General features: G+C 61.6%; 16 protein-coding genes. 3 read left to right on the top strand and 13 right to left on the bottom strand.

The features are described from left to right. Nucleotides 1–120 precede the first annotated feature (120 nt). Both QM996_RS21325 and QM996_RS21320 read right to left on the bottom strand, forming a co-directional pair. Complete coding sequence (locus QM996_RS21325) at nt 121–1269, bottom strand: GNAT family N-acetyltransferase (protein ID WP_500270469.1); 1149 nt, start codon at nt 1267–1269, stop codon at nt 121–123. After that, nucleotides 1259–2578, bottom strand: a complete 1320-nt coding sequence (locus QM996_RS21320; RefSeq protein ID WP_334198055.1) for a lipopolysaccharide biosynthesis protein — start codon at nt 2576–2578, stop codon at nt 1259–1261. Before QM996_RS21320 ends, QM996_RS21325 begins: the two co-directional genes overlap by 11 nt. A 270-nt stretch (nt 2579–2848) precedes the next feature. Between QM996_RS21320 and QM996_RS21315 the strand changes: the two genes are divergently transcribed. Then, nucleotides 2849–3502, top strand: coding sequence for a N5-glutamine methyltransferase family protein (locus tag QM996_RS21315; RefSeq protein ID WP_334198744.1), 654 nt, complete (start codon nt 2849–2851; stop codon nt 3500–3502). Continuing rightward, a complete protein-coding gene (locus QM996_RS21310; protein ID WP_334198054.1) occupies nt 3499–4614 on the top strand; it encodes a hypothetical protein in 1116 nt (371 codons plus the stop codon). Before QM996_RS21315 ends, QM996_RS21310 begins: the two co-directional genes overlap by 4 nt. A gap of 129 nt (nt 4615–4743) precedes the next feature. Here the strand turns inward: QM996_RS21310 and nadE are convergent, their stop codons facing one another. The 8 genes from nadE to QM996_RS21270 all read right to left on the bottom strand — a co-directional run bounded on the left by nadE (nt 4744) and on the right by QM996_RS21270 (nt 14414). After that, nucleotides 4744–5751, bottom strand: coding sequence for an NAD(+) synthase (gene nadE, locus QM996_RS21305; protein WP_334198053.1), 1008 nt, complete (start codon nt 5749–5751; stop codon nt 4744–4746). Further along, a complete protein-coding gene (locus QM996_RS21300) occupies nt 5748–7295 on the bottom strand; it encodes a class I adenylate-forming enzyme family protein (RefSeq protein WP_334198052.1) in 1548 nt (515 codons plus the stop codon). The genes nadE and QM996_RS21300 overlap by 4 nt, the downstream gene beginning before the upstream one ends. Before the next feature lie 21 nt (nt 7296–7316). Further along, nucleotides 7317–7583: an acyl carrier protein gene (locus QM996_RS21295; protein ID WP_334198051.1), complete on the bottom strand. Its 267-nt coding sequence runs from the start codon at nt 7581–7583 to the stop codon at nt 7317–7319. Nucleotides 7584–7605: 22 nt separating this feature from the next. Next, nucleotides 7606–9543, bottom strand: a complete 1938-nt coding sequence (asnB, locus tag QM996_RS21290) for an asparagine synthase (glutamine-hydrolyzing) (RefSeq protein ID WP_334198050.1) — start codon at nt 9541–9543, stop codon at nt 7606–7608. 148 nt (nt 9544–9691) lie between these two features. Further along, nucleotides 9692–9895, bottom strand: a complete 204-nt coding sequence (locus QM996_RS21285; RefSeq protein ID WP_334198049.1) for a hypothetical protein — start codon at nt 9893–9895, stop codon at nt 9692–9694. 385 nt (nt 9896–10280) lie between these two features. Continuing rightward, the gene (locus QM996_RS21280) at nt 10281–11042 is read right to left on the bottom strand and encodes an FkbM family methyltransferase (RefSeq protein WP_334198048.1); all 762 of its coding nucleotides are present in this window, start codon (nt 11040–11042) and stop codon (nt 10281–10283) included. Between the two features lie 113 nt (nt 11043–11155). Further along, entirely contained in the window at nt 11156–11620 is a 465-nt protein-coding gene (locus QM996_RS21275; protein ID WP_334198743.1) for a cyclic nucleotide-binding domain-containing protein, read from the bottom strand. 91 nt (nt 11621–11711) lie between these two features. Then, nucleotides 11712–14414: an ABC transporter transmembrane domain-containing protein gene (locus QM996_RS21270; RefSeq protein WP_334198047.1), complete on the bottom strand. Its 2703-nt coding sequence runs from the start codon at nt 14412–14414 to the stop codon at nt 11712–11714. A gap of 303 nt (nt 14415–14717) precedes the next feature. On the opposite strand from QM996_RS21270, the gene QM996_RS21265 reads away from it, so the two are divergent. Continuing rightward, nucleotides 14718–15392 carry a class I SAM-dependent methyltransferase gene (locus QM996_RS21265; RefSeq protein ID WP_334198742.1) on the top strand — a complete coding sequence of 225 codons (675 nt, stop codon included), beginning with the start codon at nt 14718–14720 and terminating at the stop codon, nt 15390–15392. Nucleotides 15393–15495: 103 nt separating this feature from the next. Here the strand turns inward: QM996_RS21265 and QM996_RS21260 are convergent, their stop codons facing one another. The 3 genes from QM996_RS21260 to QM996_RS21250 are packed head-to-tail and all read right to left on the bottom strand — an operon-like array spanning nt 15496 to nt 19098. Next, the gene (locus tag QM996_RS21260) at nt 15496–16632 is read right to left on the bottom strand and encodes a glycosyltransferase family protein (RefSeq protein WP_334198046.1); all 1137 of its coding nucleotides are present in this window, start codon (nt 16630–16632) and stop codon (nt 15496–15498) included. Beyond that, a complete protein-coding gene (locus QM996_RS21255) occupies nt 16632–17876 on the bottom strand; it encodes a glycosyltransferase (RefSeq protein ID WP_334198045.1) in 1245 nt (414 codons plus the stop codon). The genes QM996_RS21260 and QM996_RS21255 overlap by 1 nt, the downstream gene beginning before the upstream one ends. A 4-nt stretch (nt 17877–17880) precedes the next feature. After that, nucleotides 17881–19098, bottom strand: a complete 1218-nt coding sequence (locus QM996_RS21250) for a glycosyltransferase family protein (protein ID WP_334198044.1) — start codon at nt 19096–19098, stop codon at nt 17881–17883. Between the last annotated feature and the right edge of the window lie 26 nt (nt 19099–19124).

The following is a 19124-nucleotide window of genomic DNA, read 5'->3' as shown; positions in this document are numbered from 1 at the left end:
CCCTCACGCACGCCCATCAAGACGCGAAGATCGTGACCCCGCGAGCCGCCTTCCATCGCAGAATTAGAGTTGTAGGGTGAATATTCCGTTAAACGGCGGGATCGCCGCTTAACGCCGGGGTCAGAAGTCGGTCAGCAATCGGCTCCAACTTTCCGACGCCAGTCCGCCGACATAGATATCGTTCCGCTGGGCGGCATCCTTGAGATCTGCGTGCCGTGTCACCATGCAGAAATATCCGCGATGATGGAAGGAGAGCCATCTCTGGCGCGAGATCGCATTCATCAGAAATGGCTGCGCACTGCCGACGGCAAAGGCGTAGCCCTCCGCATCAAGCGAATGAAACATTTGTGCGGTGACGTCGAACTCACGGCCCGCCTCGCAGACGATATTGAGAACCGTCGCCGTCTCACCGACCTTGCCGAAATAGAGATAGGCGCCGATCACGCGCCCGCTCTCGTTCAGGACCTCCCGGCAGAAGAGTTCGCCCAAGGTAGTGTTCAAACCGGCGACTGCCGTCAGCCAGTTGAATTCGCTCCTCGACCAGACGGGTCTGACGGCAAAGCGCTGGAGCATCGGCTCGGCGCACTCGACAAAGGCCGCGGGATCGATGGCGCGCGTTGCGCAACCGGCGGCGGCATCCGGCTTCGTCCTGGGTCGGCGGCGGCGCAGAATTCGATCGGCAACCGCGAGCGGCCCCAAGACGACGCTCGATCGGAGAAGCGGTACCTGTCGGCCGACCGTCAGAGCCCAGGCTTTGAGTGGCCGGAAGGAGCGACGCCAATCGAGGCTCTGTATCGGCAGTACGACACCGCCGCCAGCCACCCAGTGATCCGCACTGACCGGCGACGAATTGTCCGAAAAGCACATATCCTGTTTGGCGGCGCGCATGGCGCGGGCAAGGCAGGCCGCGCCGACTGCGCCGGCCTTGCCTTCGGACATGAAGGCGCACAACAGTTTCGCTACTGTCCGGCGACCGTTGACCGTGAACTCCATGGGAAGCGCCAGGATGGCGCTGCCGATACCGCCGGTCCCATCGTCATAGACGATGCTGCCGTTTTCCGGGGTATAGAGCGGGCTGCCGAAGAAGATGGTCTCGATATACTGCCGAAGCTCTTCGCTTGCTGCTCCTTCGCGCTTGCGAAAGATCCGGGTGAACATGCTGCTGACGACGGGGATATCCCGGGGCTCCATCGCCCGTACGTTGCCCAGGCGGACCATTTCCCGTGCGAGCGGCCTTGCGGCCTGGATGTTCCCGGCTTCAAGCTTCATGGGCCATCCTCGCCGCCAGGGGCGCGCCGCCGGCCTGTTCCCTATCGCGTCGTACGAAGCGCAGGAAAACGGCCCAGGAAACGATGACCATCGCGATTTCGATGACGTAGAAGGAGATGAACGTTCCGGCCGGCGGTGCGTACCAGGTAGCCCAGGCCGTGAGCGCCGCGCCAAATACGCTGCCGAGCCCCATGACCGAGGCGCGCGCCGGATGGTGGCCAGACGCGCCGAGCGCCTCCATCGCCACCGACCACATGGCGAGCGGCACAACGACCCAGCAGAGGATACGGACGAAGGAAACGAGAGAGACGTAATCCTTGCCGAAGAGGTAGGGCAGAACCGGCGCGAGCACGAAGACCGCGATGGCGGCGGCTATGCTGATCGAGGTGGCGGCGAGAAATACCTTGCGCACGCGCTCGAACGCATGATGCAGCCCGGCTGCGGTCGCCTTTGCGGAACCCGGATAGATCAACCGGTTCAGCGCCTCGACCGAAAGATAGCTGCTCTCCAGCATGCGCCGCGCGACGCTGTAGCTCGACATCACCTCGGCGCTCGCCACGAGGCTCAGCACCAGAAGGTCGGCATTCTGCCTAACGGCGCGCAGGATGAAGGGGATGCTGAAATAGAGCCCTAGCGGCAGTTCTTCGCGCACGATGCCATAGGACGGACGCCCCAGCCCCTTGACGGCGCGCCAGCATCCGGCAGCCACCAGCACATGGCAGATGAACTGCCACACCGCCCAGGAGGCGACCGTCGCAACCCCGAAGGCGATACAGGCGAGCGCCGCGGCAATGGTGCGCGCAACGGCAAAGCCGACGACGATCTTGTTTGCCGAGGCAAAATTGGAATGGGCGAGAAAGATCTGCTCCGCCAGCACGATGACGCGGACGAAGACGATGTTGGTGGTGAGCATCAGTGTGATGACGGTAACATTGGTCGCGGGATCCGATGACAAGGTGAAGAAGAATGGCAGCACGGCCGCGCCGAGCAGAACCAGGATCACACCGCTTACAGCCGTCAGCAGAATGTTGTGCCCGAGCATGCGCGGGTACATATGGCGATCGCGCGCCACACGGCGCACCAGGCACTCCATTGCGCCAAGACCGCACAGATGTACCGCAATGTTGGCGACAGCGGTAATTGCGACGAAAACGCTGAACTCATGTACGCCGAGCCAGCGCGCCAGAATTGCAAACGTCAAGAGCTGGGCGGCGGATCCGATGACGAGACTGCCGCCGGATGCAGCATAGGACATGATCATCGAGAGGAGCGGTTTGTGCGCGCGTTCCTTCACACCTTCCGAAGCCATTCCGATCTGCCCTTGACACCAACCCGCCGATCATTGCGCAAAAGCGCACTCAATGACAGCGAGCAATCCCCTCTGGTCGCTGCGCAAGGTAGCAGACAGAGATGATTGCGCGGTTAACGCACGCGCCGCAATCGCATTTGAGCTTCGTTTACCCGATTACCATAGTCTGCAGCACTGCGCGTCCATAGATTTATCCAGGAACAATTCGACCGAGGACGCGAGGGGGTGGCCGTGCCGCACAACGACAATCATATTCGTCTGCATCGCTTCATGGGCGTGGACCTCGAACTTGCACCCGACGTTCTCGTTCCGCGCGAAGAAACGGAACTTCTCGGGCGAAAAGCAGTGTCTATCCTCGCCGATGGCCCGGCGGCACCGACCGTGATCGACATGTGCTGCGGCTCCGGTAATCTCGCGCTTGGCATCGCCAACGACGTCCCCTCTGCCCGCATTTGGGGCGCTGACCTCACGGACAGCACCGTCGCGCTGGCGCGCCGCAACGTCGACCGGCTCGCGACAGGCGCACGCGTCTCCATCCGGCAGGGCGATCTCTTCGCCGCCTTCGAAGGCGACAATCTCGAAGGCACGGTCGACATGATCGTCTGCAACCCGCCCTACATCTCGACCGGACGCCTTGAGGGAGACCGGGCGCATCTGCTCGAAAACGAGCCGCGCGAGGCCTTTGACGGCGGTCCCTACGGCATATCCATTCACCAGCGGTTGGTCCGTGACGCCGTTACCTTTCTGAAGCCGGGCGGCTGGCTGCTGTTCGAGTTTGGCGAGGGCCAGGATCGTCAGGCCGCAGCACTTCTGTCGCGCATCAAAACCTATGAACCGGTGACATTTGCGACCGATCGCGACGGCAAGCCGCGTGTCGCCATCGTCAGGAAAATCGACGACCGGACCGGAAGTTCACCCAAATGAGCGACATTCGTTCGCTCCAACGCGCGGACATCCCAGCGATTGCGGGCATGTTCCAGCGGGTGTTCCGCAACGACCAGAGCACGCCGCCGCCAGCGCTTGCCGATTATATGCGGCAGCTCTACCTCGATGCGCCGGGTTGCGATCCGGAGATACGCCCGCTCGTCCATGTGAACGACAAGGGCGTCATTTCCGGATTTGTCGGCGTCAATGTGCTGCCGATGGTGCTGAATGGCCGCCGGCTGCGCGCGGCAATCTGCGGCTCGCTGATGGTCGAGGATCGCGAGAACGATCCCCTTGCCGGAGCGCGCATTCTCAAGGCCTTTCTCGCCGGCCCACAGGATCTCTCCTTCAGTGAGACCGCAAGCGACGTCTCGACACAGATGTGGACACGCCTCCGCGGCGTCGTCCTGCCGCAATACAGTCTCGATTGGGTGCGCGTCATTCAACCCGCTTCTTTCAGCCTGAGTGTTGCGTCGAACCGCATCAAGCCGGCACGGCTTGCGGCCCCCTTCGCGCGGGCTGTTGACGGCGCCTATCGCAAGCGCATGGCGCCCGGCGAGCAACGCTGGTCCGCCGTGTCTGCCGCCGGCACCAGCCAGGCCGGCTTCACGACCCAGGAAACAGATCGCAACGGCTTTGCCGCCGTGGTCGATCGCTTCATCGCCCAGTTTCCGCTTCGCCCAGAATGGGCCGAAGGGCAGCTCGACTATATTCTCGGCGACGCGGAACAAAAGCCCGAACAGGGCAAGCTCATCTATGCGTTGGTCGCCGCGCGCACCGGCACACTCATCGGCGCTTTCGCCTATTACGCCAGGGCGGGCGAAATCGGGCGGGTACTACAGGTGCTGGCGCTGCCGGGCCAGGCCGGTCCGGTTATCGACTGTCTCGTCGACCACGCCTCCAAACGCGGTCTTCCGGGCCTCAGAGGACGGACGCAGCCGGCGCTCATGGAAGCGATGCTCGGACGTCGGATTGCCTTCGTCCACGTCGCCTCGACGGTGCTTCACTCCCGTGACCCGGCAATCGTCCAGGCCTGCCGGGATGGCCAAGGCTTCTTCAACGGCATTGCCGGAGAACACTGGTGCCGGCTGATCGCGGGTCAGTTCGACTGACATGCAGAAGATCAAAGTTCTACAGCAACCTTTGCGCGTCTGAAAAGACGCACGGCGCTGTAGGCCTTCGGTTATTGCGATCTTCCGTGAAGCCATCGCAATAACCCGCCCGCGCAATGAGACTTTCAATCAGCCTTTGATCTCCTCCACCGGCTGCACCAGCTGTGGCTCCAGATGCAGGTAGCGCGTCGCCTTGCGCTTCGCGGCGATATCCGCCCAGACCCGTTCCACCTGCGTGGCCGTCAGGCCTGCTGCATCGGCGACCGCGTCGATCTCGATGCCGTTGTTGAGCCCATAGAGGCAGAGGTCCATGCGGTCGTATGGCAGCGAGAAATAGAATTCCTCCTGCGTCTGCTCCAAAGAGTAGGTATCGGTCGTCGGCGGCCTGCGTCGGATCTCCTCGGGAATGCCGAGATAGGCCGCAAGCGCGTAGACCTGCGACTTGTAGAGATGGGCGATCGGCTTGACGTCGGCCGCCCCGTCACCGTTCTTGACGAAGAAACCCTGGTCGTATTCCAGTCGGTTCGGCGTGCCGAGCACGGCGAAATTCAGCCGGTCGGCGTGATAATACTCCACCTGCTTGCGCGTGCGCTGCTTCATGTTGGTGGCGGCGACGATGCCCAGGTAGACCGAGGGCGGCATGCGGTGCTTCGAGCGCGTGCCGTCGGGGCTTTGGACCACGAGGGAGGAGATGTTGTAGCCTTCGCCTTCGAGCGCATTGGCGATGACGATCTTCGAGGCCCATCCGTCGCCATAGTCCGGGACCAGTTCGCGAATAAAGGCATCGCGACGTTCGTAGCAGCCCATCGCCTTCAGGGTCGGACCGATATCCTCGATGATCGCTTCGACGCCGAAGGTCTCGGCCACGAGGCGACCAAAGCGCAGGCTCTCGGGATCGGAATCGTTTTCCGGCATGAACAGACAGAAGACATTCTTGGCGCCGACGGCGCGCACGGCGAGCGCCACCGAAACGCTCGAGTCGATGCCACCGGAGAGCCCGAGCACCAGACCGCGCTTCTTCATCGTCCGCAGCTGCTCGCGCAGTCCGGCGACGATCCGGTCGGTTTCGGCCGCATGGTCGATTGTCAGCGTCTCCGCCGAAAACGGGCGCGTGCTCTCAGGCATCAGAATGTTCATTGGGCGGGCTCCATCGTCTCGGCCGCAAGGCGGCGGCTGACCTTACCAGTATCTGTCTTCGGAAGTTCGGTGCGGAATTCGACAAACTTCGGCACCATGAAGTCTTCGAGATGACGGGCGCAATGGCGAATAATGTCCTTGTCCGTCAGGCCGGGATCGGAGAGCACCACCAGTGCCGCAATCGCGTGGCCGAGCACCGGGTCGGCGACACCGACCACCACGGCCTCGGCAATACCGGGATGCGCGTGCAGCACGGTCTCGACTTCCTTGGGCGCGACCTTCTCGCCGCGCGTCTTGATGATGTCGTCCTTGCGGCCGACGAAATAGAGGAAGCCCTCCTCATCGGTCTGGAAGAGGTCGCCGGTGTAGAGCACCTTTTCCCATGGGTTCGGCCCCGGCCGCAGCATGCGCTCGGTCGCCGCATCGTTGCGCCAGTAGCCCTGCATGACGTGGGGACCGCGAATGACGAGTTCACCGGGAACGCCCGGGGGAACGAGCTTGCCCTCATCATCGACCACGAAGGCTTCGGTATTCGGTATGGCGATGCCGACCGAGCCCGGCCGGCGGTCGAGTTCCTCCGGCGGCAGGTAGGTGCAGCGCTTGCACTCCGTCAGCCCGTACATCGAATAGAGCCGGGCGCTCGGGAAGAGTTCGCGCAGCCGCGCGATATGCGGCGGCGGCAAGGCGGCGGCGGTGTTGGAGAGATAGCGCAGGCTTGGCAGGAAGCCTGGATCCAGATCGCGCATCTGCAGGATCATCGCCGCCATCGTCGGAACCAGCGGGAAGCCGGTCACGCCCTCCTCGCGGATCCGCTCGAAGATTGCGTGCGGGAACGCAAAGGATTTTTCGAGCACCAATGTCGCACCGATGCGGATCGCCATCAGCAATTGGTAGAGGCCGTAGTCGAAGGCAAGCGGCAATACGTTGAGGATAATATCGTCGGGCTCGTTGCGCAGGTAGGTGGTGATTGATTCAGATGCCGCATCGATGTTTCGATGGGTCATCATCACGCCCTTCGGACGACCGGTCGAGCCCGAGGTGTAGATCAACATTGCGAGGTCCACATCGATACCGCGATGCGGGACAGGTGTTGGCGCTTCCGCAAGGCAGCTTTCGAAGGAGATCGCGTCAAGCGGCGTCTGGCCGTTGGCCGCAGTCGTCGACGCAACGAAGATGTCCGATTTGCCGCTCAGCGCCTGCGCCTCCGCGACGATCGGCATCAACTTTGCCTGCGTCAGGATCGCGGCCGCCTCACAGTCGGTGATGATATAGGCGAGCTTGTCCGCCTTGGTCGAGGCGTTGATCGGGCTGAAGGTCGCGCCGGCCTTCAGGATCGCGAAGATCGAGACAGCCGCTTCCCAGCAATTGTCCATGAAGACGAGCACGCGGTTGTTGCGTTTGACGCCGGCCCGCGCGAGCGCGGCAGCCAGCCTGCCCGATAGATCGTCGAATTCGCCGTAGTTGAGGCGACGGCGTTCAGTGACCAGCGCCGTTTTCGCCGCGTGCCTGGCGGCGTTGCCAATAAGGAAGTGCTCGAACCGCATGGACGCCCCCTCGCGCCTTGATTATGCCGTTGCCGGCGCCCCGACCCGGGCTTCGATGAAGGCCGAAATGCGCGCAAGAGAATCGAGGTTCGCGGGCACGATATCGGCGTCGCCCATGGCAATGCCGAACTGGTCCTCGATAAAGGCCACGAGTTCGAGAACACCAGTTGAATCGATGATGTCATTCTCGATGAGCGACGCCGTATCGGCGAGATCGTAGGATGTATCGCCGAACAGGAAGTTTTCGATGACGAAGGCTTTAACCTTGTCCTTGATCGTTTCCGTCATGTGGTTTCCTTTCCTAAATATTTCAGGCTGCTTCCGCCGCGCGGACGCTGGTGCCGGTGAAGGTTTGCAGCCAGAGCTGTGTCGAAAGGACTCCGACGAAAGCCGCATTGTCGCGGAAGCCGGTCACCGGCTGCGACTGGCATTTTTCGTAGAGCTTCGTCACGGCTTTGGCATTGAAAAGCCCGCTGTCGCTGATGCGCGTCTCGCTCATGGCGTCGCGAACGTAGTCGAGCTCGCCCACCCCGGTGAAGGAATGGCTGTCGGGCGCGCGATAGGGCTGCTTGGTCCGCTGGCCGATGGAGGGCGGCAGCAGATCCTTCGTCGCTTCGCGCAGGATATGCTTCTCCACCAGTCCCTTCAGCTTCATCCCGGGCGGCAGGCGGGTCGCGAATTCGACGAGACGATGGTCGAGGAACGGGAAGCGCCCCTCGATCCCATGGGCCATGGCCATGCGATCGCCCTGGCTGGAGAGAATATAGCCGGGCAACAGGAAACGGCTTTCGAGATATTGCGCCTGGTGTAAGGGGTGCCAGCGTCCGAAGGCGGCCGGAAGCCGGCTCGCCAGGTCCTCCGCCGCATCGTAGTTGCTCAGCCGCGCACGCAGGTCGCCCGAGAAGAAAATCTTGGTTGCCGCCGTACTCTTGAAGCGTGGCCGGTGCGAGAACAGCGGATCGTCGAGCGCCACGTCGCCGGCGCCGAAGAACGCGGCGAGATATTCCGCCGATTGCTGCTGCAGGCCCGGGATATAGGGATAGAGCTTGCGGAACAGGTGCGGGCGTATGCGCGATCCAGGCTGGCGGCCACAGAACCGACGGACCCGTGCCTCCTTGAAGATGTCGTAGCCGGCAAAGACCTCGTCGGCCCCTTCGCCGGTCAGCACGACCTTCAATCCCTCATCGCGCACGAGCCGTGAAAGCTGGTAGAGGGGCGCCGGCGCAGTTCGGATGATCGGTCGCTCCGCAAAGCGGACGACTTCCGGAAAGGACCTGGCAATGTCACCCGCCCGGCAGGCAACGGCGCTGTGATGCGTGCCGAGCGCCGTCGCCATTTCCATTTGGAAGGCGCTCTCGTCGTGTTCCACGCTGTCGAAAGTGACGGAGAAGGTCCTGAGCCCCTGCGGCGCCATGCCAGAGGCCATCGCCGCGACGATGGAGGAGTCGAGCCCACCCGAAAGGTAGGAGCCGACAGGAACGTCGGCGCGCATCCGGATCCGGGTAGCATCCGTGAGCAGCGCACGCAGTTCTTCGGCGGCAGCGCGCTCGTCCGTCAACAGCGGCGATGCCTCGCGGTCGGGATAGTCCAGTTGCCAATAGGGGCGGATCGCGACCTTGCCCCTTTCTGCAACCATGAGATGCGCCGGCTGTAGCTCATGGATGTCGCGAAAGCCGGTGCGTGGCGCGATCGGCGCCCAGAGCGTGAAGATCTGGTCGAGCGCGATCGGATCGAGTTCGGCAGAGACGCCCGGCACCTGAAGCAGGGCCTTGATCTCGGAAGCAAAGTAGAGCGTGCCGCCATGGGTCATGTAGAACAACGGGCGTACGCCCATCCGATCGCGCGCCAGCATCATCCGCTGGCGGCGGCGATCCCAGATGGCGAAGGAAAAGTCGCCATTCAGGCGGGACAGACACTCCTCCCCCATGACATCGTAAAGATGCAGGATCACTTCGGTGTCGCTCGAGGTGCGGAAGCGCCGGCCCTTGGCGCGCAGTTCCTCGCGCAATTCGACATAGTTGAAGATCTCGCCGTTGAAGGCGATCGTCAGTTCACCGGTCTCATCGGACATCGGCTGCTGTCCGTCGCCAAGACCGACGATCGCCAGGCGGGCATGGGCAAGACCGGCCCCTTCGTCGACGAAAACGCCGTTCTCGTCAGGGCCGCGATGCGCAATCGCGGCAACCATTCTCTCGAGGAGGATCTTTGCCTCTGGAAGTGCGCCGAAATAGCCACCAAAACCGCACATGTTCAAATACTTTCACACCGGTCGATCACCGCCGAAGCATAGTTCGCGTGAGAGACTCAAGGGTTAAATCTCCGGCATTTTCTGGTTGTATGGTAAATGCCATGGTTAAGGCGTCAAAACCCGACGTTGGGGCAGGAAAATTCTAACCTTAGCGCTCCGAAATTCTTGTTTTCGATATCATTTTAAACATCAGATAGAGAAACAGGACCGGCCAAAGAATACAGACCAGCAGTCCGGCAAAACGATACATGTTCCAAGGCGCACGCGCCTGTAAACCTTCGAGATAGGTCATCGCCACGAGGAACAAGGCGGTCAGGCAATAGGCGGCAATCGCAAAATACATCAATGACATGCGGTCGCCCTCACGACACAATATCAAGCCAAAAAGCATGTCGCGCGAAAGTGCGCGGCGGTTTTACGACAACGACAAGCGAAGTATAAAAAATTTAAAGCGCAAGGAACGGATCTGAAAGATCGCGACGCGCTTTGGGCAATGCGACCGAGAAATTCATAGCATCGAAAATTACGTCTTTAAACGAAGAATTAATTTTGTCTAAAGAGTGGTTAATGACGGCGGCTTGCCTCGGGTGTGTGCCTTGCTCGAAAATGATCGGGCATGACGGCGTTTGTGCGCCCTATCGGGCAGCGCGTCTGCATGAAGCCCTGCGTGTGCGGCGCAATGGAACCGCCGTTGTATCACGGGAACGGAGAATACTCTCGGCGCCCGGAGAGAGGGCTTAGCGATCGCTCTGCCTCGAAACGAACAAGAGGTCGAAGCCTCGAAACTCTCGGCAGGCAATCGATTTGCGCAGCGCCGCCCAGACCGCCTGGGGATTGTCGAGACGAAAGCCGCTTAAGCTGCGGATCAGGCGGATCGTGGCTGCGATCGTGCGAACGGCACGCAGCAGCGAAGGTCCGGTCAGCGAGGCAAAGAGGATTTGCGGGTGCACGGCAAGCAGGACGCCGGCGGTACGCTGCGGATCGATAGCCCGGAACTGATCCATGGCACGATACTCGTATCCCTCGATGTCGATCTTGAAACAGAGCCGTTCGGTCCGGGCCATCGTCTGAAGCTCGCCGATCGTAACCGTCTGCGCGCGGATCGCTTCACCGTTATCGTCGGCAATCAGTGCGGACGTTTCTGAACTGCCGAAGCCGCCGCCGACGGAATGCAGCACCAGCACCTCGTCTTCGGACAGGGCCGCGTTGATCACACGCACCTCGCCGCTGTTTTCCGGCTGCATCTCCTTGAGGATGCCGAAACAGACGGGATCAGGTTCGACGGTGATGACGTTGTCGGCGATCTGCGCCGCCCAATAGGGCGTCACCCCGATCCATCCGCCGATGTCTATGAAGGTCGTCTTGTGATCGACGAGGCGCTCGATGTTCTGGAATGTACAAGGCTCCCAGTCACCGTTCTGCAACCGTGCGAAGAAACGCTTCTTCTCCGGCTTGTCGGGAAACTGGACGGTTTTGCGGAAATAGGTGATCGAACGCATGTCGCCTGTCTAGCCGATATCTCCGCAAAGCGGAATCGCTTTTGCGAAAGGCTCACATGCCCGAAGGGAATGTCTCCACATGAAACAGTTCGGGTACGCGGGTGCGTTAAGCGTCAGGCCTCGACCCGCTCGATCTGGCTACGGGCTTCGCTAAGCTCAGCCGTGGTCTGGGTCAGGCGGTCGGCCAGCACACGCATGATCTCCACCGCCATCTCCGGAAAATCGGCCAGCAGCTTGAGGAAATCATCCTTGCGAATGCGCAAGGCTTCGAGCGGCGTGGTGGTCCGTACGGTCGCCGTGCGTGGGGTATTACACAGGATGGCGATTTCGCCGACGATCGAATTTTGTTCGAACTCGGCAATTTTGAAGGGCCCGCCGGCGGTATTGATGAGAACCTCTGCCTTACCGGAGAGGATGACATAGGCTGCATCGCCGATGTCGCCCTGATAGAACAGCGCCTCGCCGGCGCCGTACATGACCCTATCGGACGTGAAGGCAAGAAGCTTCAACTTCGCCGGCGGCAGCCCCGAAAACAGGGTAATCCGGCGCAGCATTTCAACTTCATCCTTGAGCAACATCACAATCCGTGTCTCCGATTTCCCGTCGGGAGCAGTCTGCCTCCCGCATCGCGGCGGGACCATAGGCTCGTGCCCTGACATTAATATTACATCAAGATGCCATTTCCTTGTAGTCGCGTCCGTCATCCACCGCTGCGTCGACACCGGTGTCATGAATCAGGCGTCCGTTCTCGAACTGCGCGACGCGGTCGAAGAGGTCCAGCAACGAGGGATTGGCAAGGACCCAGACGATCGCCGGATCACGCCCCGCCCGGTCAAGCAGCGAGAAGACATTGCGCACGACCTGCTCCTGGACGCGTTGATCAAGCGCAAGCAGCGGCTGATTGAAGATATAGAAATCGCAGGCGCGGATAAGCGCGCGCGCAAGATCGAGCTTCTGTCGCTGCGCCGCCGTCAGACGCTTGCCGCCGGCGCCCACATTATAGTCGAAGCCGAAGGCCAGCACTTCGTTATAGAGGCCGCCGGCCTCGAAGAGATCGCGAACGATCGCCCGGATTTTTTCCGACCCGTCGGCATGCTTGTGGCCGATGCGGCCGAAGAGCACGTTGTCGATGATGCTGCCCGAGGCGATGTAGCGGTTCGGGCGATAGTGCTCGATCATCCCGGCGAGGTCGGCCGGCAGGCCCTCATCGAATTCACGGCGTGCCGCAACGACCTTCGCCATGACCTCTTCCGTCAGCAAACCGAAGCGGTGCCGCGGCTCGATGTAATCGAAGCACAGCCGGATGATCTTGATCTGATCGTCTTCCGAAACCTCACCCTTACCGCGGCTGCGCACCTTCTGCAGGATGGCCTCGTAGACAGGTATTTCCTCGGCGGTCATGAAGGTCAGCTGCTGGAAGAACGGATGGTCCGGCGGCAAATCGCGGAACAGTTCGACCACGTTCTCGGCAATCTCGATGCCCATCTCGTAGAAAGTGTCGCGCAAACCGACGCGCTGCAGGATCGTCTTGAAGAACGGATGGTTCTCAAGCGCATTCGCCCACATCACCTGATCGGTGATGGTACCGAACAGCATGTTTTCACCGATGGTGGCCTCGACATTGTAGGTCCCCGGTTCGAAGAAGACGACGAGATCGCTGAGCTTTTCCTTTTCGAGACGCTGCCTCAGAGCACTGCGCATTTCGACGATACCGGCCGCAAAGGCCGCGTGACGGTTCGGGTCGATCGTCGAGCGGACGGCAAGCGCCATCACGTCATTGGTCAACAGGACGGCATCGAGAACCGGGCGGATCTGCACGAGCAGATCATCCGGACCGCTGGCCCCGGCCGAGCCGTAGTCGATCCAATCACTGTTGATATCAAGGTGCGGATTGCCGGCCAGGCGCGCCTCGGTCACTTCCCACTTCCGGTGCGAGGCCCGCTCTCCCTCATAAGTTACGTCCGTCAGCGGGGCGTGCTTCAACCCGTAGAGGATATTGTCGCCGAGGCTGCCCTGGAACACGTAGACGTCGGACGACGCATAAGCGATGCGACGCCCGGTAACCGATTCCGGTATCTCCAGAATATCCTGTCCACCGATGACCACCTTGCCGCTCGCCGGCCAGACCAACCGGCCGAAGGCCTCGGCCAGCACCTCGCCGCCACCAGTCAGGGCGACCTTCTCGCCCTGCTGCACCTGAAGCGACACATGCTCGAGCACGGTGGAGCCGCCGTCGTCGATCACCGTCACGTTCACGGCCGCCAGAGGACCGCTCAACGACTCGGTAGCCCCTGCCGCAACGGCCTGAACCTTCGGATCGAGCAACGGCTCGACGCTGAATTGCTCGACGACCTGCGCGTACTTGACCTGAACGTCCTGGCGAGCCTGGTCCCAATCGATGAGCTCCTTCAGCGGACCTGGCAGGTCCTTATAGGCGCCGATGACGGCGACGAGCTGACCGATATCGAGGCGACCCTGCAGGGCAAAATAGCCGCCGATCGCGTAGAACAGGAAAGGTGTGACCTGCGCCAGGAAGTTGTTGATGAACTTGACGAGGAATTTCCACTGGTAAAGGTCGTAGCGGATCTTGAAGATCCTGCCGAGACGCGACGCGATGTCCGCGCGCTCGTAGTTGGAGGTATCGTGGCCGCGGATGGCGCCGATACCGTCGACGATTTCACTGACGCGGCCGGAGAGTTCTCGCGCCGTCAGCTGCCGTTCACGCCCAAGCACCAGAAGCCGCTTGCGCATGCGCGGAATGATGACCGCCTGAACCGCCACGATCAGCGTCGCGATCAGACCGAGCCAGAAGCTCTGCAGCAGGATGAACACCAGCGCCGTCAGCGCCTGGCCGCCGAGCAGCGCCGGCGAGACGAAGGCGTCACCGGTAAATCCGCCGAGCGGCTCGACTTCATCCTTGATCATCGTCGCGATTTCGGCTGGCTTTACCCTCTTGAAGTGGCTAGGCGGGAACCGGAGGACGCGGTCGACGAGCTCGAAGCGAATGCGCCGCAGGAGGCGCTCGCCGAGCCGGCCCTTGAAGGTGTTGATGTAGAACTTGAAGAGGCCGTTGACGACCACCAGCAGCAGGAACACCAGGCTGAGCGCGAGCAGCATGCCTTCTCGGCCGAGTTGGAAACCGTCAAAGACATTGATCGTTCCGAGATACGGCAAGTCGAACGAAATCGGCAGGAAGGCCTGCGTCGCCTCCGGACTGTCGAATCCGTCACCCTGGATCGGTCCGTTGACGATCTGCTTCGGCAGGTCGAAGGACAGGAAATAGGGGACCATCGACAGCGCGACGACCACCAGAATCCAAAGCTGATCCTTGCGCGTGTGGGTCCAGATGTAGCGGGAAAGGCGTGGTTCCATGTCTCTGGCAATAGGACCTTATTGAACACGATAGCTGCTGGCGTGGCGGGCTGCCGATCGCCCACCACGCATCATTCCTCGGCGGGGCCTCCGGATGGGTGCCTATCGGCGCTCGATCGCGAAGTGGATGCCTGCATATTCCGCCCGGCGCCGAATCCGGTTCTGTCGATTATGCAGGTGCGGGGGAAATCTGCAATGGACGCGGCTTCGTCTCCACTGCCGCGAAGGCAACCACAGAGACTATCATTCTCCGAAGCACACGCCGTTATTGCACTCGCCCGATACCCAGCTTACAACGAGCACATGAAACACACCAGCCACCCGCCTTCCCAAACCAGCGATTGGTATGAGCATGCCTTTGATTTGGCACGCGGTATCGCCGCCTATACGCAAAGTCCGCTCATTGAAGGCGTCGCGAAGGTAATCGCCAAACACCCCGAAGCCCATATCGCCAACGCCTTCAATCACAAGCAGGTTGCCTGCAAGGTCTGGGCGCGTGATACCCTCCTCAACGTGGCTGGTTCTTCCTACGCCAGGATTGCGATCCTCGGCGGGTGGTACGGCATCCTGGGCGCCATGCTGCTGGAGGACGCGCGCTTCAACGTGGCCGCGGTCGACAGCTTCGACATCGACCCGGACGTAGAAGCGGTTGCGCGAACCCTGAATGCCGCCTTCCCGGAAAAATTCCGTGCCGTGACCGCCGACATGTATGCCATCGACTATGTGACGCTAGGGGCCGACCTCATCATCAACACGAGTTGCGAACACATCGCTGACCTGAAATCGTGGCTCGACCGCATTCCCGCCGGTACGCGCGTTCTGCTACAATCCAACGACTATTTCAGCGAGCCGACCCACATCAATTGCGTTGCTTCCGTCGAGGAATTCGTCAAACAGGCGGCGCTGACGACGGTGGAATTTGCGGGCGCCCTGCCGACGAAAAAATATACCCGCTTCATGCTGATCGGAACGGTCTGAGCGCTGCGACTGCGTTGCTCGACGCTTCGGGCCGTTGCAGCCGCCGCTCGTTTCACAGTCAGCCACGCCGGGCACGCACGCCAACGAGACGCGCCAGGGCCGATCAAAGGGCGACGCGTCGCTCCAAGATTTCGGCGGTCTTCATCGCGCCGTCAAGGTCCAGCGGCGGTATGTTCGGCTTCGGTTTCGCCAGCATCGCTTCGACATCGCGCGCCAACCTTACGGGCGTCACCTCGGCCTCTGGCAGCACACCGGCAAGGCCGAGCTTTTCGAGCCGCTCCGCCCGGGTCGACTGCTCCGTTTCGCCGCCGGCGACGAAGGGGATCAGCAAGGATCCGCAACCGGCACGGATGATGTCGCAGACTGTGTTGTAGCCGGCCTGAGAAACCGAAAGCCGCGTGCCCGAAAGCAGACTGGCGAAATCCTTGCGGAAGCGGAAGAGCCGTACGTTGCCAGGCGCGGCGGCCGCGAAGGCGTCGTAGTCCTGCTGCGGCAGGTTCGGCCCCGTGACCAGGCACCATTGCAGCGCGCGCGGCAGCAAGCTCGCGGCCTGCAGTGCCGCACCGATCAGTTCCTTGCCGACCGCACCACCACCGGCCGAAACGAGCACGTCGAACGTTTCCGACGGAGCTACGGGTGCCGGCCCGGCCACGAGACCGGTATAGGCGATCTTGTCGGCGATCTCAGCCGCGTAAGGGTAGGTCTCTTCGAGCCGCGCGAAGGCAGGATCTCCGTGCACGAGCACGAGATCGAAATGCGCCATTACGACGTCGAGGGTTTCCTCGGCACGCCCTGGCTTCGTCCGCTCCTGCAGGATATCCCGAAGCGAAGCCGCAACCAGGGGCCGGGAGTTCTGCTTTTCGATGACCTCAAGCAAGGGCATCAGTTCGAAACGCATCTGACGGCGACCGAAGGGGAAAGCTTCAAAGATGACGATATCGGGATCGCAGGCAAGGTACGCCTCGATCAGCAGGTCCCGGCGTCCGTCCTTGAACGCATCGCTGACCGGATTTCCCTCGCTGTCGGCAAGGCCGGAAAACCCCTTGTCGCCGGCGAGCACCGGCGGAAGGGCCACGTGCTTTACATCATTTCCCGGGAAGCCCGGCACCGGGCTGCCGCCGGTCACGACGGTCACCTCGAAACCCCTGGCGGCAAGGGCGCTCGCGATCCGGCTTGCCCGCGCCAGGTGGCCGATGCCGAGCAGATGCTGCACGTAAAAAAAGACACGGCGCGCACGCATCACGCGGCTCTCCATTCGCTGGCAAACAGCCCAGCAAGCTGATCGATACTCGTGTGGTGATCGAATTGCGCGCGGACTTTCCGTTCCGCCGCATCGCCCAGCCTGTGACGAAGCGCTGGATCGCGGATGAGTGCCTCGAGCGCCGCAGCAAGCGCCTGTGGGTCTTCCGACGGGACGACCCGACCGTTCTCACCGTCGACAAGAAGTTCCGGTACGCCGGAAATCGCCGTTGAGACGCAGGCCAGACGTTGGCTCGAGGCTTCGACGAGCACGTTGGGCAAACCGTCGCGGTCACCGTCGGCCGTGATCCGGCAGGCAAGCGCGAAGATGTCGCTCGTCCGGTAATGCGCAAGCACGTCCATCTGGTCGAGCGCGCCCTTCCAGGCGATCCGGTCGGAAACGCCAAGCTCGGCGGCCAGTGTCTTGAGCGTGGCGGTCAGCTCACCGGCGCCGATGTGTTCGAAGCGCCAATGGAGATCTGTCGGCAGCAGCGAGAGTGCCTTCAGCAGCACGTCGTAGCCTTTCTTGCCGACGGCGCGGCCGACGCTGACGATGCGGACGGAATCCGAAGGGTCGGAACCATTGCGGCCAGAATGCGCACCCTCGAAATGAGGAAACCGATCAAGATCAAGGCCATGATAACTCAGATGCACCCTCGCCTTTTCGGTCGTCAGGCTCTTGAGATGCTCATAGCCCATGCGCGTGCAGGTGACCGTCCAGCGCGCCCGGCCAAGCTTTTCGGAAAGCTCCCAGTCCGGCGATGTCCAGATGTCCTTGGCATGCGCCGAGCAAGACCAGGGTGTGCCGGCGATCGCGCTGGCATAGGCCGTCACCGACGCCGGTGTATGGATGAAATGCGCGTGCAGCCAGCGCGGATTGCCCGGCCATTCCGAAGCAAGCACCAGCGCCTGCCCGAACCGACGAAAACGATTGCGGCTGAAATCGCGGCGCAGGTCTTTCAGAAAGAGCCCGAATGCTGGCCAGAAACCTGGCTTCGGCAAGCAACGCACGAGACCGCGGAGCACCCGCAGCGGCTCCTCATGCAGATATTCGGGCAGATAGTGGACATCGGCACGAATTTCATCGTGAACCGGATGTCGCTTGCCGTCGGTCGGACGGCGAAGCGCGATCAGCACGAGGTCTAGTCCGGCCCGCTCAAGGCCAAGCAGTTCCTGCGCGATGAAGGTTTCCGAAAGACGCGGATAGCCCTTCAGAACGACTGCAATCTTGCGATTTGTCGGCAATGCTTCAGCTCGATTTCTTCACGATATTCAGGTGGTCGCTCGAAGGCCGTTCGAGCCACCCGCCGACGATTTCCGAGATATGCGCGAGCCCTTCCAACCGCAAGCCGTTAGCGGTGCTCTTCGACGGCGGCGCCCGGGACGGCAATGCCTTGAGCGCCGCCGCCAACCGCAGCGGATCTTCCGCTTCGTCCGGCAGCAGCATTTCGACGAGCCCAAGCTCGGCGGCGCGGCGTGCACGGATCAACTGTTCTTCGCGCGGCTGAATACGCGGCACGATCAGCGCCGGCTTGTCGAAAGAGAGGATTTCGCAATAGGTGTTGTATCCGCCCATGGCGACGACGCCTTTTGCCCCTGCGATGAGCTCTTCCATGCGATTGTCGAACTCGATGATCTTGATGTAGGGGATCTTGCTGCCCTTGCGGATCAACTTTTCCCGCTTCTTGACCGGCATATAGGGCCCGAGCACGATCAACGCATTGTACGTGAGTTCCGGGTCCTGCTGATAGGCGTGGATCACATCGTGGATCAGGTCGGCACCGTCACCGCCACCACCTGTCGTCACCAGGATGTAGTCGCCCTGCGGCTTGTGTCCGGGCAATTCCTCGCGCGGAACGCTGCGCTGCAAGAAGCCAACGAAGTTCATCCGGTCGCGTACGGCCGGCGGCACTTCGAGTTCGGTCAGCGGATCGTAGAAATCCGGCGGGCCATAGACCCAGATCGTATCGTAATACTGCTCGATCTTTCGCATCGTGTCGCGCCGCTTCCACTCCGCTTCCAGCAGGTGCGGCGCATCCATGACCTCGCGCAAGCCCAGGACCAGCGTCGTGCCGTGCGCTTTCAAATAGGTGAGCGTCTCTTCGACCTCCCCGCGCAGGCCCATCGGCTCCTTGTCGACGATGAAGATGTCGGGCTTGAAGGTCTCGGCGGTGTGGCGAATGATCGCCTGGCGCATCTTCAGCGTCTCGTCGAGCTCAATGTGGCGGTCGAGCGACGTGTAGTCGCCATTGTGCAGCTTGATGACACTCGGGATCTTCACGAAATCGACGCGCGCACGATAGTCGAAAGCGCCGGCGATCGTCGCACCGGAGATGATCAGAATGTTCAAACCGCGGTAGTCTTCCACCAGCGAATGCGCGATCGTACGGCACCGGCGAAGGTGCCCGAGCCCGAACGTATCATGGCTATACATGAGGATCCGGGCATCTTCAAAGCGCCGCATCATGCAAGAAACCTTTCGCTCAGGGGGCA

This window comes from Sinorhizobium chiapasense (assembly GCF_045277575.1).
Taxonomy (GTDB): Bacteria; Pseudomonadota; Alphaproteobacteria; order Rhizobiales; family Rhizobiaceae; genus Ensifer; species Ensifer chiapasense_A.
Note: the sequence above shows the minus strand (reverse complement) of the source record. Positions and strands in the feature narration are given on the sequence as shown.

Coding starts and splice junctions, on each gene's coding strand:
- QM996_RS21325 (WP_500270469.1), bottom strand. CDS start 1,269: ATGAAGCTTGAAGCCGGGAACATCCAGGCCGCAAGGCCGCTCGCACGG.
- QM996_RS21320 (WP_334198055.1), bottom strand. CDS start 2,578: ATGGCTTCGGAAGGTGTGAAGGAACGCGCGCACAAACCGCTCCTCTCG.
- QM996_RS21315 (WP_334198744.1), top strand. CDS start 2,849: ATGGGCGTGGACCTCGAACTTGCACCCGACGTTCTCGTTCCGCGCGAA.
- QM996_RS21310 (WP_334198054.1), top strand. CDS start 3,499: ATGAGCGACATTCGTTCGCTCCAACGCGCGGACATCCCAGCGATTGCG.
- nadE (WP_334198053.1), bottom strand. CDS start 5,751: ATGAACATTCTGATGCCTGAGAGCACGCGCCCGTTTTCGGCGGAGACG.
- QM996_RS21300 (WP_334198052.1), bottom strand. CDS start 7,295: ATGCGGTTCGAGCACTTCCTTATTGGCAACGCCGCCAGGCACGCGGCG.
- QM996_RS21295 (WP_334198051.1), bottom strand. CDS start 7,583: ATGACGGAAACGATCAAGGACAAGGTTAAAGCCTTCGTCATCGAAAAC.
- asnB (WP_334198050.1), bottom strand. CDS start 9,543: ATGTGCGGTTTTGGTGGCTATTTCGGCGCACTTCCAGAGGCAAAGATC.
- QM996_RS21285 (WP_334198049.1), bottom strand. CDS start 9,895: ATGTCATTGATGTATTTTGCGATTGCCGCCTATTGCCTGACCGCCTTG.
- QM996_RS21280 (WP_334198048.1), bottom strand. CDS start 11,042: ATGCGTTCGATCACCTATTTCCGCAAAACCGTCCAGTTTCCCGACAAG.
- QM996_RS21275 (WP_334198743.1), bottom strand. CDS start 11,620: ATGTTGCTCAAGGATGAAGTTGAAATGCTGCGCCGGATTACCCTGTTT.
- QM996_RS21270 (WP_334198047.1), bottom strand. CDS start 14,414: ATGGAACCACGCCTTTCCCGCTACATCTGGACCCACACGCGCAAGGAT.
- QM996_RS21265 (WP_334198742.1), top strand. CDS start 14,718: ATGAAACACACCAGCCACCCGCCTTCCCAAACCAGCGATTGGTATGAG.
- QM996_RS21260 (WP_334198046.1), bottom strand. CDS start 16,632: ATGCGTGCGCGCCGTGTCTTTTTTTACGTGCAGCATCTGCTCGGCATC.
- QM996_RS21250 (WP_334198044.1), bottom strand. CDS start 19,098: ATGATGCGGCGCTTTGAAGATGCCCGGATCCTCATGTATAGCCATGAT.